Below are 13,653 nucleotides of genomic sequence, written 5' to 3' on the forward strand. Positions count from 1 at the left end.
GTCGGCCAGCGAAGAGACGGCCGACCCGCCAACACGGCCTCAATCGTCTGCGAGAACGGGAGGGAGTTCCGCGTCGAATCGGTCCCTATCGTGCGGTTCGGCGAAGTCGAGGTCCGGGCCGACGCCGTAGATGCGCTTCGGGTTGATGTCGCCGTGACTGACGAAGTAGTGCCGGACGATGTGGTCGATATTGACCGTCTTGGGAACGCCCGACAGTTGGTAGATATCCTTCGTGTAGTTCCAGAGGTTGTCGTACTCGTGGATGGCCTTCTTGTTGCACTTGAAGTGCGTGTGGTAGACGTGGTCGAAGCGGACGAGGGTGGCGAACATCGCGATGTCTGCCTCGGTGAACACGTCGCCGGCGAGGAAGCGCTGGTCAGAGAGGACGGACTCCCAGTGGTCGAGTGCGTCGAACAGTTCCCTGACGGCGTTCTCGTAGGCCTCCTGCGTCGTCGCGAATCCGGCGCGGTAGACGCCGTTGTTGACTGGTTCGTAAATCTCGTCGATGAGGCGGTCCACCTCGGCTTCGTACCCGTCTGGATTGAGGTCCACGTCGTTCTCGGCGAGGGGGTCGAACGCTTCGTTCAGCATCCGCATTATCTCGCGCGACTCGTTGTTTACGATGGTCTCGCGTGCTGTGTCCCACAGCACGGGGACGGTGACGCGCCCGGTGAACTCGTCGTCGGCGCGGAGGTAGATGTCACGGAGATACGCCTCACCGTAGAGTGGGTCGGGATACTCCTCGGAGAACTCCCATCCGTCGTCGATACGGACCGGTTCGACGAGTGAGAGCGAGACGGCGTCTTCGAGGCCTTTCAGCGCCCGTGTCATCGCGGTGCGGTGTGCCCACGGACACGCGCGGCAGATGAACAGGTGGTATCGTCCCGCCTCGACGGGGAATCGGTCGTCCTCGCCGACCCAGTTGCGGAACGTCGTCGTCTGGCGCTCGAACTCGCCGTCGTCGTTGTTGGCGACGAACGTGTCCGTTCGCCACTCGCCCTCGTAGAGCATGTTCATGCTACCACGACCTGGGGTGTTCGCATCAGCGGGCGTTAGGGATTCACGAATAAAAGGAGGCAGGCGACATCGGTGTAACCGGGTGACGGAGTGGCTACGGTCGAGACGGCCGAAACTGTGGTCTTTGAATTGACATTTAGATGAGGCGAACGGTGTCTTCGGGTTAAACCCTCACAGAGCGCCGAAATTCACCGGTTCTGGTAGGTAGAGAAAGAGCAATGATTAATGCTGCCAATTGTTGTGATGCCGCATGGTGGTAATAGACATAGAAACCGAGGATGGACAGCGAGAAGCGCTCCGTCGAATGCTGACGATTCGTGCGTTCGACACGAAAGCAGGAGAACTCTTTGCAGACGGAGAGCTTCCGGGATTCGTTCACCTCTACGTTGGTGAGGAAGCAGTCGGGGTCGGTGCGTGTTCGGCCCTCGAAGAGAACGACTACATTACCAGTACCCACAGAGGCCACGGTCACTGTATCGCGAAGGGACTCGACCCGAAGCAGATGATGTCCGAGCTGTACGGCAAAGCCGACGGGTACTGTAACGGAAAAGGTGGGTCGATGCACATCGCAGACGTCGATGCCGGAATGCTCGGCGCGAACGGCATCGTCGGTGCAGGCCCGCCGCTGGCAACAGGTGCCGCACTCACGGCACAACTCAAAGGAGAAGACAAAGTCGCACTCGCGTTCTTCGGAGACGGCGCAGTCGCACAGGGACAGGTTCACGAGGCAATCAACATCGCGGCGACCTGGGACCTCCCGGCCGTCTTCGTCGTCGAGAACAACCAGTACGGTGAGGGGACGCCAGTCGAGAAGCAACACAACGTCCAGAACCTCAGCGAGACCGCTGAGGCGTACAACATCCCCGGCTTCACCGTCGACGGGATGGACATCACCGCCGTCTACGAGGCAGTGAAGGAAGCCCGGAAGCGGGCCGCAGACGGTCAGGGACCGACGTTCATCGAAGCCGAGACCTATCGGTACCACGGTCACTTCGAGGGCGACCAACAGCCGTACCGAACAGAAGAAGACATCGACATTTGGAAAGACCGCGACGCTATCGAGTCGTTCAAACAGCGACTCGTCGACGCGGGAACCATCACCGAAGCCGAGTTCGACGAGATGAAAGCCGAAATCGACGAGCAAATCGAAACGGCCGTCGAAGAGGCGAAATCGGCACCATACCCAGACCCGAGCGAGGCCTACGAAGACATGTTCAACGCGACAGTACCGGAGATTAGTCAGTTCTCGAGTCAGATGCGGGCCGACGGAGGTGAAGACCGATGAGTACCGAAACGACCTCCGGAACAGGTCCAGAAGATACCCAAGAGATGACGTTCCGGGAGGCGATTCGTCTCGCCATCCGCGAAGAGATGGAACGCGACGAAGACGTCTTCATCATGGGTGAAGACGTCGGGGAGTTCGGCGGTGTCTACGAAGTCACCGGTGACCTCGTCGAGCAGTTCGGTGAAGCACGCGTCCGGGACACGCCAATCAGCGAGGCGGGGTTCATGGGTGCCGGCGTCGGTGCGGCGGCAACCGGGTCGCGCCCAATCGTCGAAATCATGTTCTCGGACTTCATCGGCGTCTGCTCCGAGCAGATAATCAACCAGATGGCCAAGAACCGCTACATGTTCGGCGGGAAGACGGAGATGCCCGTCACCGTCCGAACGACCGAAGGTGGCGGCAGTGGCGCTGCCAGCCAACACTCCGGGACGCTCCACACGTGGTTCGCCCACTTCCCCGGGGTTATGGCCGTCGCGCCCGGCACACCCGAGTCAGCGAAAGGCCTGTTAAAGTCGGCAATCCGGTCGGACGACCCTGTCATCTTCTTCGAGAACAAGGAGATATACGGACAGACGGGTGACGTCCCACTCGACGAGAACTACACCCTTCCCATCGGGCAAGCGAACGTCGAACGCGAAGGTGAAGACGTGACCGTCGTCGCGACCCAGCGCATGGTGGGTGAGTCGCTCGAACTCGCCGAGGAACTCGACGGGCAGGTCAGTGTCGAAGTCATCGACCCACGGTCACTGTACCCGCTCGACACCGACACACTCGTCGAGAGCGTCAAGAAGACTGGCCGCCTCGTCATCGCCGACGAGAGTCCGCTATCGTACGGGACACACGCCGAAATCGGCATGCGGGTCATGGAGAACGCGTTCTTCAGCCTCGACGCACCAATCCAGCGTGTCGGTGTCGCTGACGTGCACATCCCCTTCAGCCCCGCGCTCGAAGACGAGGTTCTCCCGCACGCCTCGGACGTAGAAGCCGCAATCAACCGTATCGTATAAGTGACGACGACAGTCGGTCTCGCCGTCAACCCTGCTGCCGGGCGCGACATCCGTCGCCTCACCGGCGGTGCCAGCGTCAGTAACAACTACGCGAAACGACGCACCGCGGGGTGCGTCCTCGCGGGACTGACGCTCGTCGAAGACGTCGACGTCCTCGTCATGCCCGACAGCTCCGGCCTCGCAGACCGTATCGTCGACGACGCGCCGTCAGAACTCGACGTCGGATTCGTCGAGATGTCGGTGACAGCGTCTGGGAAAGACAGTCGGACTGCGGCCGAACACTTCGAAGCGAACGCGGACGCGGTAGTCGTCCTCGGCGGAGACGGGACGACCCGCGACGTCGCACACTCCATCGGTGACGTTCCAGTCGTGAGCATCTCGACGGGGACGAACAACGTCGTCCCGACACCAATCGACGGCACTGTCGCGGGTGCCGCCGCCGGACTCGTCGCAACCGGAGCGATACCCGCCGACGAGGCGACGATTCGCCACGGGGCCATCGAAGTCGACGTGGAAAAAGCAACCGGCGCAACGTCGATTCGCGGACTCGCGACCGTCGGGGTTCTCGACCGAGCGTTCATCGGAACACGGGCGATTTTGGACCCAGAAGACATCGTCGGTGGTGTCGTCTCGCGCGCGTCACCGGCCGAAATCGGTCTCTCCGGCCTCGCAGGTGGTCTCGTCACACACCGTCCAGACGAACCCGGGGGTGTCGGCTTCCGACTCGCCCGCGAGGGTGCCACTGGAACGAGAGTCCACGGGATTACGGTTCCCGGGACACTCTCGGAGGTTCAGGTCGCGGACTACCACGTCCTCGACGACGGTGAACCGTACACCTTCGAGGTACCTCGCGGTGTGGTCAGCGTGGACGGCGAACGTGAACACGAGGTCCAAGACGGCCTCGTCACACTCCGACCGGTTTCAGACGGCCCGCGTCTCGTCCAGATAGAATCGGTGCTCGAACAAGCAGCCCACGAGGGCTACTTCCGAGCCTGACTTTCTTTTCGCGTCGCCGAAGTGTTAGCGGCCACCTGCTGCGATGACGAGTGGCCACGGCTTTTCGACGTGTTCGACGAGGCTCCCGAGGAACCGTGCAGCGTCGGCACCGTCGACGATACGGTGGTCGAACGAGAGCGAGAACGAGATGACTCGCCGGACTGCCACGTCCCCGTCGTCTGTCGGGACGACTTCCTTTCGAATCGTGTTGACACCGAGGATGGCGACCTGTGGCGGGTTGATTATCGGGTCGAACGATTCGACGCCGAGGACGCCGAGGTTCGATATCGTGAACGTGCCACCGGTCAGGTCGTCCATCGTGTAGTCACCCGAGAGCGCCCGCTGGGTAACTTCTATGCGTGTCTCAGCCAGTTCGGCGAGCGAAAGCGAGTCCACGTCGCGGACGACAGGGGCGATGAGTCCCTCGTCGATATCGACTGCGATGCAGATGTGGTGCGATTCGTGGAGTTGGTGAACGTCGTCTTCGAAGGTGGCGTTGAACGCCGGGTACTCGTCGAGCGCCGCCGAGACGGCGAGGATGAGTACGTCGGAGATGGACACGTCGACGCCGAGTGCGTCGTCCGCCGCGTCCGCCGCCGCGAGCAGTTCCTCCGCGTCGGCCCGGCGATTGACTGTCACGTGGACAGACTCTCGGTAACTCTGGCCGAGTCGGTCTGCAATCGTTCGACGCATCCCCGAGAGTGGTCGCTCCATCTCGACAGGTTCGGCTTCGGCGGCGACTGCTTCACCTTCGGACACACCACCCGACTCGGCCGCCGCGCGCACGTCCGATTCGGTTATCCGACCGTTCTGACCGGTCCCTTCGACCTGCGAGATTTCGACGCCGAGTTCTCGGGCCAACCGACGAGCGCTCGGTGGCGCGAACACTCGCTTCCCCGCTGCACCCTCGCTCGACGTCGCTGCGTCCGCCGCGGCCGCACCGCCCTCACTGGGTGCGGACTCGGCCGCCCCCTCGACGTCCTCTTCGGTAATCGAACCCTGGAAGCCGGTTCCTTCGACTGTCGTGAGGTCGACACCGAGTTCGTCTGCGAGTTGTTTCGCTCGTGGTGAAGCACGAACGTCACTGGCCTCCTTCGTCTGTTCCTGTTCGGCCGGTTTCTGCTGTGTGACCGCCGACTGGGACGCGCTGGACGCTTCTGCAGTCGCCGTCTCGGGTTCTTCCTCGGCCGCTTCTGCGTCTTCCGCACCTGCGTCGGCATCTCCCACACCTGCTTCTGCTTCCAGCGACGAGATATCCTCGTCTGCTTCGGCCACGATTGCGACTACCCCACCGGGTGCTGTCGAGTCACCTTCGGCGAGGAGTACACGTCGCAAGACGCCGTCTTCTTTTGCCGTTATCTCGGCCGTCGTCTTCTCAGACTCGATTTCGGCGATAGGTTCACCCTCGGTGACCGCTCCACCCTCTTCGACGAGCCACGCGGCGAGTTCCCCGGACTTCATCTCCAGCCCGAGTTTGGGCATCTTGACAATGTACGCCATGGTAACAACATACACTATCTATCACGAAATAGGTTGGCAGGGAAACGAATCCGACTTCCTGCGTTCGAGGCCCGTTCACTCGTCGACGACACCGGCGCGAACCCGTGCGAATCCCAAGGCTTGCGTCGACGAGTCGACGGCGTAGCACCGCGATTCGAGGGACCGATGGGCCGCGAGGAGTCGCTGGTCGAGCATCGCCGTCGGCGACCCGCGCATCGTCCGCGTGCCGGGCGGCGCAGTCACGCGGACGAGCGCTCGGAAGACAGGATTGAGTGGTCGCCACGTTGGGTCTGTCGTCCGCGCGAGGTCGACGAGACAGAGACGCCCACCGGGACCGACGAGGTCCGCCCACGACGAGACGACGTCGGCAGGGTCGGCGAACATCCCGGAGACGAACGTCGCGAGGACGGCGTCTACGTCGGTGATTGGTGGACGTGTCGCGTCTGCGCGGACGAGGTGGACGTTCGGATACGCGGCCATCCGGTCGCGAGCGACGTCGAGTACGCCCGGAGCGAAGTCGACACCGACGACAGTGCCCTCGGGTCCGACGCGGTCTGCGAGGTACGGCAGGTTCGCACCCGTCCCGCACCCCATCTCGACCACGGTGTCTCCTGTGTCGAGTCCGAGCGCGTCTGCTGCGTCGGTTCGGACGCTCCCGACGCCGGGTGTCCGACGGGCGATGGCATCGTAGAGCGTCGCCCACCGCGTGTAGAAGGATTGCGCGACTGCCGACGGTGACGGAGTCGACGAGTGTTGTGCAGAGGCCGACGAGTCTGAAGGCATCAGAGTAAGACGCGAACCACGTCGGCGACAGTCGGCGCGTCGGGACCGAGGATGTACGTGATTGGTTCGATGCCGTACCCACCCGACTGGTAGACGACGAACGTCTCCGGCACGTCGCGGCCTTCGAGCGTCGCGCGGACCGGGTCCGTCGGCGCGTCCGGGTCGAACTCGATGCACTCGTACCCCGCCGCTTCGAGGTCACTGATGACACCGGCGTCGTAGACGACGTTCAGGGCCGCGTTCACGTCCACACCGGCGGCGCGGGCCGACAGCAACACGCTGGCGACGTGTTCGCTCACGCCGAACTCCGGTTCGCCGGGGACCGTCGCTTGCCCCTTCACGTCGAAGATTCGGCCGGGGACGCCGGCAACGTCGTCGATGTTGTCGGCACCGGGGAGCGCTTCGACGAGGTTCGACCCGACGTTGGGAATGAGACCGGCGAATCCAGAGGTGTTCGTGAGCATCCGAAGGCCTCGGCGAACCGACGACCGAACCTGTTCGACCGTCCGGAGGTGGCCCTCCGGGTCGTGGATGCTGTGGAACCCGTCGTACGAGGAGAGTTCCGGCATCGCCTCCTCGTGGAGGTCCGAGAGGAGGTCGCCTTCTTCGAGTTGGCGGATGAGGACTTCCGACTCCACGAGTGCCTGCACCGGCGTCATGTCGCCGGTCGCGAGGCCTTCGCCGACGCGGGCGACTAAGTCGTGAACGCGTTCGTCGTCGGCGATTCGCTCGTTCATGCTGACTTCGCCATGGGCGTACTTCGAGACGGCGCTCTGACTGATGCCGAGTGCGTCGGCCACCTCGGCCTGTGTAAAGCCACGAGAGCGGAGGTCTTCTGCGAGCAACGCGCGGAACGTGGGAAGAAACGCGTCGACGACGATTTCTTCGATGAATCTCATGTGTCGTCGGAGGCGGAAAACTCGGGGTCAGAACCGATGCGCGAGGCCTGTGGACCGCGCTGTCCCTGATACTTCGACCCGCGTTCTGCGCCGTAGGGACGGTCTGCGGGCGACTTCATCTCCGTGAAGATGAGTTGAGAGATGCGCATGCCGGGCGTGAGCGCGACGGGTGCGGTCCCGAGGTTCGAGAGTTCGAGCGTAATCTGTCCCTCGTATCCTGGGTCGACGATACCGGCCGTCGCGTGGATGACGACGGCGAGTCGGCCGAGGGACGACCGGCCTTCGACCGTCGCCAGCAGGTCGGCGGGAATCTCCACGCGTTCTTTGGTCGTCCCGAGGACGAAGTCACCCGGATGGAGGATGAAGTCCTCACCCTCGGGGACGTGCGTCTCGGTGACGTATTTCGACACTTCGTCTTCACGAGTCGGGTGGATACACGAGATGTTCGTGCGCTGGAACTCCAGAAAGTCCGTGCCCAGTCGAAGGTCCACACTCGCCGGTTGGACCTGCATGTCGATGTCGTCGATTGGGTCCACTACGAGGTCGCCTCGTTCGAGGCGAGCGAGGATGTCTGCGTCCGAGAGTATCATTGTCGGAATGAGCGCGAGGAGGTAACGTAAATCCACCTTCTCGCCCGAGGTGTGTGACGACTTGTAGCCAGAGAACCTCGCACCCAACCCGACACGAATTCGAGACCAAACTACAGCAGTTCGAAGAAGAGACCGGCGACGCTCAACCCGACAGTGACGAGTGCGGCGTCACCGACGTCGACGTCGCGTCCGCGGGCGAGGCCGTAGGTTCGGACGTACGTCGCCCACGCGACGACGACGAGTGTCACGGCACCCGTCAGTAGGCCAAGCCCCGAGAGAGACGCCTGTATGGCGCTGACCGCTCCGTTCGGGTTCGCAGGCAGGGTCACGCGACTGAGGTGGTAGACGAGGAACGACCCGACCACCAACAGACGAAGTGTGCTGGGAATCAACCCCCACCCGGCGACGACGAGCGTGTCGGTGAAGCGACCCGACCCGCCGACGAGTGACGACCCGATGTGGAGGACAGCACCTTGGAACACCCAGCCGAGAGGAACGAAGAGCAGCATGGCCCACGGTACCCACGAGAGTTCCTGCCAGACGAGGTCGCCGAGGCGCCTGTCTATCGTCTCGGGGACAGATGAGTCACACCCGTCGGGCGGGGACATGTCGTCGAACGCACCGCCGTCTTCGTACTGCTCGCAGGACCACGCTGGAACGTGGTCGGGATTGTCAACCGAGACCTGTTGGTCGAGTTGCTGGGTGAACGTCCAGAAGATACCGCCGACGCCGGCAGTGAGGACGATACTCAGGAGTGCAACGACGGCGAGGACGCGGCCGAAATCGAACGGTGGCGTCTTCGAATCGAAGTATTCGCGGGGCTCGAGGAGGGGCGTTCGGGGACCAGCCATCGGTCGAACGACGGAGATGTCAATTAAGTTTCTTGTGATTCTCGGAGAGTCGACGCCCACGATGGGAGGACATTTACCGCGTCGGCGGGGAGAACACGCCATGAAACAGGCCATCGTCGCCCGAGCAGACCTCGGCATGGGCCGAGGGAAACTCGCCGCGCAGGTCGCCCACGCCTCGCTATCCGCGTACGAGGACACGGACACACAGACACGGAAGCGCTGGAAGGGCGAAGGACAGAAGAAAGTCGTCCTCAAGGCGAACGGCGAGTCGGCGCTGTTCGAACTCGCCGACAAGGCAGAACGTGCGGGCCTTCCCACCGCCATCATCCGCGACGCGGGACACACCCAACTCGACCCCGGTACGGTGACGGCACTCGCCGTCGGCCCCGGTGACGACGAGGAAATCGACCGCGTGACGGGCGACCTCTCGCTGTACTGATGCGCGAGGCACACCCCCTCGAACAGGCAGTCGGCATCGACTACTACGTGAGCGACGCGGACGGTATCGGCGGCACCCTTCGAGTCGCCCCCGAGGACTTCCGCGTCCGCGAACTCGAACTCGACTCACTCAACATTCGCCCAGCGGACGCCCACACGGGCGACTTCCCCAACCTCGTCCTCCGCGTGACGCTCCGCGGGTGGGACACCAACGACTTCGCCGGACGACTCTCCGACGAACTCGGCGTGAGCAGAGAACGCGTCTCGTGGGCCGGGACGAAGGACAAACACGCCGTGACGACCCAGTTGTTCACCGTCCACGGCGGCGAGGCAGAGTCCGTCCCCGAGGTTCCGAACGCCGATATCGAAGTCGTCGGTCGACTCGGACGAACACTCGACTTCGGTGACCTCGCGGGCAACGGATTCCGCATCCGCGTCCGCGACCCGGAACGCCCAGAGAACGCGGCGGCCATCACCGAGGCCCTCCGCGACTTCGGCGGCCGAGACGACATGGTGGGGGTGCCAAACTTCTTCGGCCACCAGCGCTTCGGAAGTATCCGGCCCGTCACCCACACAATCGGCCTCCACGTCCTCCGCGGTGAGTGGCGCGAGGCCGTCCTCGCGTACTGCGGTGGCCCGACCGAAGACGAACCCGAAGAGACCCAAAAAGGACGCGCTATCGTCGACGAGGAGGCCGAATCCGACGACCCCGACTGGCATCGCGCACTCGACGCGATTCCGGGCTACCTCGGCTACGAACGCGGCATGCTCCACCGCCTCGCCGAAGACGGTGCAGAGACCGAAGCGGACTGGCGCAACGCGCTCGAATCCGTCCCGTCGAACCTCCAGCGACTCTTCGTCAACGCCGCCCAATCGTACGCTTTCAACCGAATCCTCTCGGAGCGACTCGCTCGCGGCCTCCCCTTCGACGAACCCGTCGAGGGCGACGTGGTTTGCTTCGCCGACAGAGACGCACCCGACGGCCTCGAACTGCCCGACGTGAGTCGCCTCCAGTCGGCGACTGGCCGTCGCGTCGACGTGATGGCCCGCCACATCGAACGCGGACGTGCCTTCGTCACCGCGCCACTCGTCGGCACCGAGACGGTACTCGCCGACGGCGAACAGGGCGAAATCGAGCGGGAAGTCCTCGACGAGTTGGACCTCGAACCGAGCGACTTCGACCTGCCCGGAAACTTCCGTTCGACCGGCACCCGGCGAGCGATTCTCGTCCGAACCGACCTCACCATCGACGACGACGACGAGTTCGCCGTCGACTTCGCACTCCCGCACGGGTCGTACGCGACGGCCGTGATGCGCGAGTATCTGAAGGCCGGTCCGCTGGACCTCTGAATAGGGGTGCAGACCCGTAGAATCCCTTTTTAGCTGTTCAATCAGTGGACTGCGACGCCGCTGTCGCCCGCGTCGTCGCGTACCCGATTGCCGCGAACGGGAGCGACAGCAGTGTCGCCACGAGTGCGAATCCGATAGCGAGTGCAACGGTCCAGAGTTGGAATCCCGAGGCTTCGGCCGCCGGCGGGAAGTACGACCACACGGGGACTGCGAACGCGAGCGTCGAGACGGCCGCCCCGAGGCGATACCGGCCCCGGGCACTCGCCACGCCGAGTGCGTATCCGACGGCAAGCGGGAGTGCGAGCGTCGAGGTGCGCGCGACAGATGGGCCGACGACGGCGTAGGCGACACCCGCGCCGAGGGCGATGGGTGCCATCGCGTACAGTGACCCCGTGACGACGCCTTCGGTGTTCGAGCGCCCGGCGAAGATTGCACCTGCCGCCGCGAGGAAGACGACACCCGTCCCGACGACGACCACGGGTCTGTCGCGGGCGAACACGGCCACGAGTGGAATACCAGCGGACGCGACGAGTGCGAAGACGAGTTCCGCTGTCGTGCGGGTGTCCGCGGGGTCACGGTGGGCGAAGAACGCGCGGAACGTTCCCGCGGCAAGCCACGCGAAAACGGCGAACAGCACCGTCGAGATGGGTGCGGCCCGGCGGAGATACGATGCGATGGCACGGCCAGTGTCGAGCGCTGACTGCCCGAGTTGGGTTGCGAGACGAATGGTCGTCTCTGGGTCGAGTGCGAGGGCGAACACCCCGACGAGACCAGCGAGTGCGAGCGGAGACAGAGACGCCAGAAGGGCGCGACGACGCATACCTCGGTGTCACGGACACGGCACCAATAGTTTTCGCCACGAGAGACAGTCCGGGAACCCGTTCAGAGTCGCCTCGCGGGGACGGGCGTGAAGAGCCACTTCCAATATAAACGACCTTTTGTACGCGCACACCCGAACCGACGGTATGCATTGCCGGCGGTGTGGGAATCCGTTAGCCAAACCGGGAGACTACTGTCTCACCTGCAACACCGCCAACTGCGACGCCGTCGTCGCCGTCTTCGACACCGACCGCGCGACGCTCACGTTCCTCGACGAAGACGACATCGTCGGCGAGACGACGGTCACGACCATCCCCGAGACGGACGACGACACCAGAGTCGTCCAACTGCGGAACTTCGCGGGCCTCGTCGCCGACGAGATTCGACGCAAACGCCCCGAGACGGTCTACGCCGCAGGCGAGCGTGCCCCCCTGCGCGAGACGCGCGCCCAACTCCACTACGAGTTCTACCGCGTCACTGAAACGGATCCGGTACAGGCCGTCCTCGACCGGCGAGGGGAACGAGCGCTGGAAGTCGTCGACATCCCACCCGCGGAGAAACTCGGTGGCAGTCACACGACACTCATCGGCGGGCGAAAGGGCAGACGGGCGATTGGCGTCGTCGCCGGCCACCCGCACGTCAAGAAGGTCATTCCCGGCCCTATCGACGCCAGTGGAACCGGGTCGCGGACCGGTCTCCGCGCCAAAGTCACGCGGGCCGATACCAATGGAAACGTCAGACTCCTCTTACGCGATGGGTCGAGCGTCCAAGAAAACCGCATCGTCACGACGGCGATGAACCGCGAGACGGGCGAACGCGTCCGCGACGACCTGAACGACGCACTGCGGGAAGACGGCTTACAGGACGAGTGACCTCGTGCCCACTGGGTGAGCGACGAGGAGGGTTCTGTGAGAGTCTCGACGGCCGAGAGGAGTCGCGTTCGAAGCGGGTTCCCGCCAGACGGGGAAATTCCCGCCGGAATTGGTAATACCGTAGCAAGCGTCTAAGTAGCATGATAACACCGGTCGAAGACATCGAATTTCTGGCTCGTTCAGCACACCGTGTGAACGCGCTCGGTGCACTGGCGGCCGGCCCCCAGAGTCGCGAGGACCTACGGGAAGCGATCGGCGCATCGAACGCCACGGTCGGACGTCTCCTCAACGAGTTCGACAAGCGAACCTGGATATCGCGTGACGGTCACCGATACGAACTGACACCGCTCGGTGAGTTCATCGCCACTGGGTTCTTCGACCTCGTAGAACGATTCGAGACAGAGCACTCGATCCGTGACATCTGGCAGTGGTTCCCCGCCGGTCTCGGGTTCACCATCGACATGTTCTCCGGGTCGACGATCACACTGCAAGACGAGCGCAACCCCTACTGTCCGAACAGCCGCTACGCCGAACTCATCGAGACGTCCGAGTCGCTCCGAGAGGTGGGAACTGTTCTCCACAAGCCGGAGAACGTCGAGATGGTGTTTGAGCGTGCTGTCGACGGCATGGAGGTCGAACTCGTCTTTCCGAGAGAAGTAATGACGGACATGGTCGGCTTCGCTCCCGAACTCGCGGACGAGGCGCTGAAGAGCGGGAATCTCGTTCTTCTGGTCTACGACGACCTTCCGGATGGGTTCTGGATATTCGACGAGCGTGTCGGAATGTGCTGTCGCGACCAAGAGACGGAACTCTCCCGGGCCGTCATCGATACCAGCACGGCCGAAGCGCGAGCGCACGCGCAGTCGCTCTACGACGCGTACAGAAGCGAGGCAACCCCGTTCAACCCAACTGTGTTCGTCGCGAGCTAACACCTCCGCTGCAGACTCCCGTCGTCGACGGGGAGCACGAGCGTGCGTATCTAGCCTCAGAGTGCGGTAATTTCGATTTCAACTCCCGGAGGATGTCACGCATCGAGGACGAAACTGTATCGAGGAAAGAGCGGATTTCAGCATGTGCAATGATATCACGCAGCATCGTCAAGAACCATGGGCGCCATTAGTAAGTGAGGAAACAAGTATGGCAACAGTAATCAGACAGACTAAGAACACGGTCCCCGTTGGGATGACACCCGTTCCGAAGTACGCCACTTGGGACGAACACCGTGATGCATTGCGCCAGGAGGCCG

General features: G+C 63.3%; 14 protein-coding genes. 7 read left to right on the forward strand and 7 right to left on the reverse strand.

All coding sequences use genetic code 11. The features are described from left to right. Positions 1–39 precede the first annotated feature (39 nt). Positions 40–1,017: a glutathione S-transferase family protein gene (locus GJR96_RS01990; protein ID WP_151161400.1), complete on the reverse strand. Its 978-nt coding sequence runs from the start codon at positions 1,015–1,017 to the stop codon at positions 40–42. 250 nt (positions 1,018–1,267) lie between these two features. On the opposite strand from GJR96_RS01990, the gene GJR96_RS01995 reads away from it, so the two are divergent. Genes GJR96_RS01995 through GJR96_RS02005 form a run of 3 tightly spaced genes read left to right on the forward strand, consistent with a single transcriptional unit; the run spans position 1,268 to position 4,305 of the window. Continuing rightward, the gene (locus GJR96_RS01995) at positions 1,268–2,302 is read left to right on the forward strand and encodes a thiamine pyrophosphate-dependent dehydrogenase E1 component subunit alpha (protein WP_151161401.1); all 1,035 of its coding nucleotides are present in this window, start codon (positions 1,268–1,270) and stop codon (positions 2,300–2,302) included. Next, positions 2,299–3,309 (forward strand): alpha-ketoacid dehydrogenase subunit beta, encoded by a 1,011-nt coding sequence (locus tag GJR96_RS02000; protein WP_151161402.1) that lies wholly within the window; start codon positions 2,299–2,301, stop codon positions 3,307–3,309. The genes GJR96_RS01995 and GJR96_RS02000 overlap by 4 nt, the downstream gene beginning before the upstream one ends. Further along, positions 3,310–4,305, forward strand: coding sequence for an NAD(+)/NADH kinase (locus GJR96_RS02005; protein ID WP_151161403.1), 996 nt, complete (start codon positions 3,310–3,312; stop codon positions 4,303–4,305). A 24-nt stretch (positions 4,306–4,329) separates the two neighbouring features. On the opposite strand, the gene GJR96_RS02010 is transcribed toward GJR96_RS02005, so the two are convergent. From GJR96_RS02010 to GJR96_RS02030, 5 genes are all read right to left on the reverse strand, one after another. Next, positions 4,330–5,805: a 2-oxo acid dehydrogenase subunit E2 gene (locus GJR96_RS02010; protein WP_151161404.1), complete on the reverse strand. Its 1,476-nt coding sequence runs from the start codon at positions 5,803–5,805 to the stop codon at positions 4,330–4,332. A 75-nt stretch (positions 5,806–5,880) separates the two neighbouring features. Continuing rightward, positions 5,881–6,588 carry a class I SAM-dependent methyltransferase gene (locus tag GJR96_RS02015; RefSeq protein WP_151161405.1) on the reverse strand — a complete coding sequence of 236 codons (708 nt, stop codon included), beginning with the start codon at positions 6,586–6,588 and terminating at the stop codon, positions 5,881–5,883. Further along, positions 6,588–7,487, reverse strand: a complete 900-nt coding sequence (locus GJR96_RS02020; RefSeq protein WP_151161406.1) for a thiamine-phosphate synthase family protein — start codon at positions 7,485–7,487, stop codon at positions 6,588–6,590. Before GJR96_RS02020 ends, GJR96_RS02015 begins: the two co-directional genes overlap by 1 nt. Then, entirely contained in the window at positions 7,484–8,077 is a 594-nt protein-coding gene (dcd, locus tag GJR96_RS02025; RefSeq protein ID WP_151161407.1) for a dCTP deaminase, read from the reverse strand. The genes GJR96_RS02020 and dcd overlap by 4 nt, the downstream gene beginning before the upstream one ends. A 110-nt stretch (positions 8,078–8,187) precedes the next feature. Then, positions 8,188–8,928: a Yip1 family protein gene (locus GJR96_RS02030; protein WP_151161408.1), complete on the reverse strand. Its 741-nt coding sequence runs from the start codon at positions 8,926–8,928 to the stop codon at positions 8,188–8,190. A 100-nt stretch (positions 8,929–9,028) separates the two neighbouring features. On the opposite strand from GJR96_RS02030, the gene pth2 reads away from it, so the two are divergent. Then, positions 9,029–9,367: a peptidyl-tRNA hydrolase Pth2 gene (pth2, locus tag GJR96_RS02035; RefSeq protein WP_151161409.1), complete on the forward strand. Its 339-nt coding sequence runs from the start codon at positions 9,029–9,031 to the stop codon at positions 9,365–9,367. Beyond that, complete coding sequence (gene truD / locus GJR96_RS02040) at positions 9,367–10,716, forward strand: tRNA pseudouridine(13) synthase TruD (protein WP_151161410.1); 1,350 nt, start codon at positions 9,367–9,369, stop codon at positions 10,714–10,716. Before pth2 ends, truD begins: the two co-directional genes overlap by 1 nt. A 37-nt stretch (positions 10,717–10,753) precedes the next feature. Here truD and GJR96_RS02045 read toward each other — a convergent pair whose 3' ends face one another. Beyond that, a complete protein-coding gene (locus GJR96_RS02045) occupies positions 10,754–11,536 on the reverse strand; it encodes a hypothetical protein (RefSeq protein WP_151161411.1) in 783 nt (260 codons plus the stop codon). A 145-nt stretch (positions 11,537–11,681) separates the two neighbouring features. On the opposite strand from GJR96_RS02045, the gene GJR96_RS02050 reads away from it, so the two are divergent. Beyond that, the gene (locus GJR96_RS02050) at positions 11,682–12,407 is read left to right on the forward strand and encodes a DUF2103 domain-containing protein (RefSeq protein ID WP_151161412.1); all 726 of its coding nucleotides are present in this window, start codon (positions 11,682–11,684) and stop codon (positions 12,405–12,407) included. Between the two features lie 140 nt (positions 12,408–12,547). After that, positions 12,548–13,336, forward strand: coding sequence for a helix-turn-helix transcriptional regulator (locus GJR96_RS02055; RefSeq protein ID WP_151161413.1), 789 nt, complete (start codon positions 12,548–12,550; stop codon positions 13,334–13,336). The last annotated feature ends 317 nt before the right edge of the window (positions 13,337–13,653 follow it).

The organism is Haloferax litoreum (genome assembly GCF_009674605.1).
In the GTDB taxonomy this organism is placed as follows: domain Archaea; phylum Halobacteriota; class Halobacteria; order Halobacteriales; family Haloferacaceae; genus Haloferax; species Haloferax litoreum.

Coding starts and splice junctions, on each gene's coding strand:
- GJR96_RS01990 (WP_151161400.1), bottom strand. CDS start 1,017: ATGAACATGCTCTACGAGGGCGAGTGGCGAACGGACACGTTCGTCGCC.
- GJR96_RS01995 (WP_151161401.1), top strand. CDS start 1,268: ATGGTGGTAATAGACATAGAAACCGAGGATGGACAGCGAGAAGCGCTC.
- GJR96_RS02000 (WP_151161402.1), top strand. CDS start 2,299: ATGAGTACCGAAACGACCTCCGGAACAGGTCCAGAAGATACCCAAGAG.
- GJR96_RS02010 (WP_151161404.1), bottom strand. CDS start 5,805: ATGGCGTACATTGTCAAGATGCCCAAACTCGGGCTGGAGATGAAGTCC.
- GJR96_RS02015 (WP_151161405.1), bottom strand. CDS start 6,588: ATGCCTTCAGACTCGTCGGCCTCTGCACAACACTCGTCGACTCCGTCA.
- GJR96_RS02020 (WP_151161406.1), bottom strand. CDS start 7,487: ATGAGATTCATCGAAGAAATCGTCGTCGACGCGTTTCTTCCCACGTTC.
- dcd (WP_151161407.1), bottom strand. CDS start 8,077: ATGATACTCTCGGACGCAGACATCCTCGCTCGCCTCGAACGAGGCGAC.
- GJR96_RS02030 (WP_151161408.1), bottom strand. CDS start 8,928: ATGGCTGGTCCCCGAACGCCCCTCCTCGAGCCCCGCGAATACTTCGAT.
- pth2 (WP_151161409.1), top strand. CDS start 9,029: ATGAAACAGGCCATCGTCGCCCGAGCAGACCTCGGCATGGGCCGAGGG.
- truD (WP_151161410.1), top strand. CDS start 9,367: ATGCGCGAGGCACACCCCCTCGAACAGGCAGTCGGCATCGACTACTAC.
- GJR96_RS02045 (WP_151161411.1), bottom strand. CDS start 11,536: ATGCGTCGTCGCGCCCTTCTGGCGTCTCTGTCTCCGCTCGCACTCGCT.
- GJR96_RS02050 (WP_151161412.1), top strand. CDS start 11,682: ATGCATTGCCGGCGGTGTGGGAATCCGTTAGCCAAACCGGGAGACTAC.
- GJR96_RS02055 (WP_151161413.1), top strand. CDS start 12,548: ATGATAACACCGGTCGAAGACATCGAATTTCTGGCTCGTTCAGCACAC.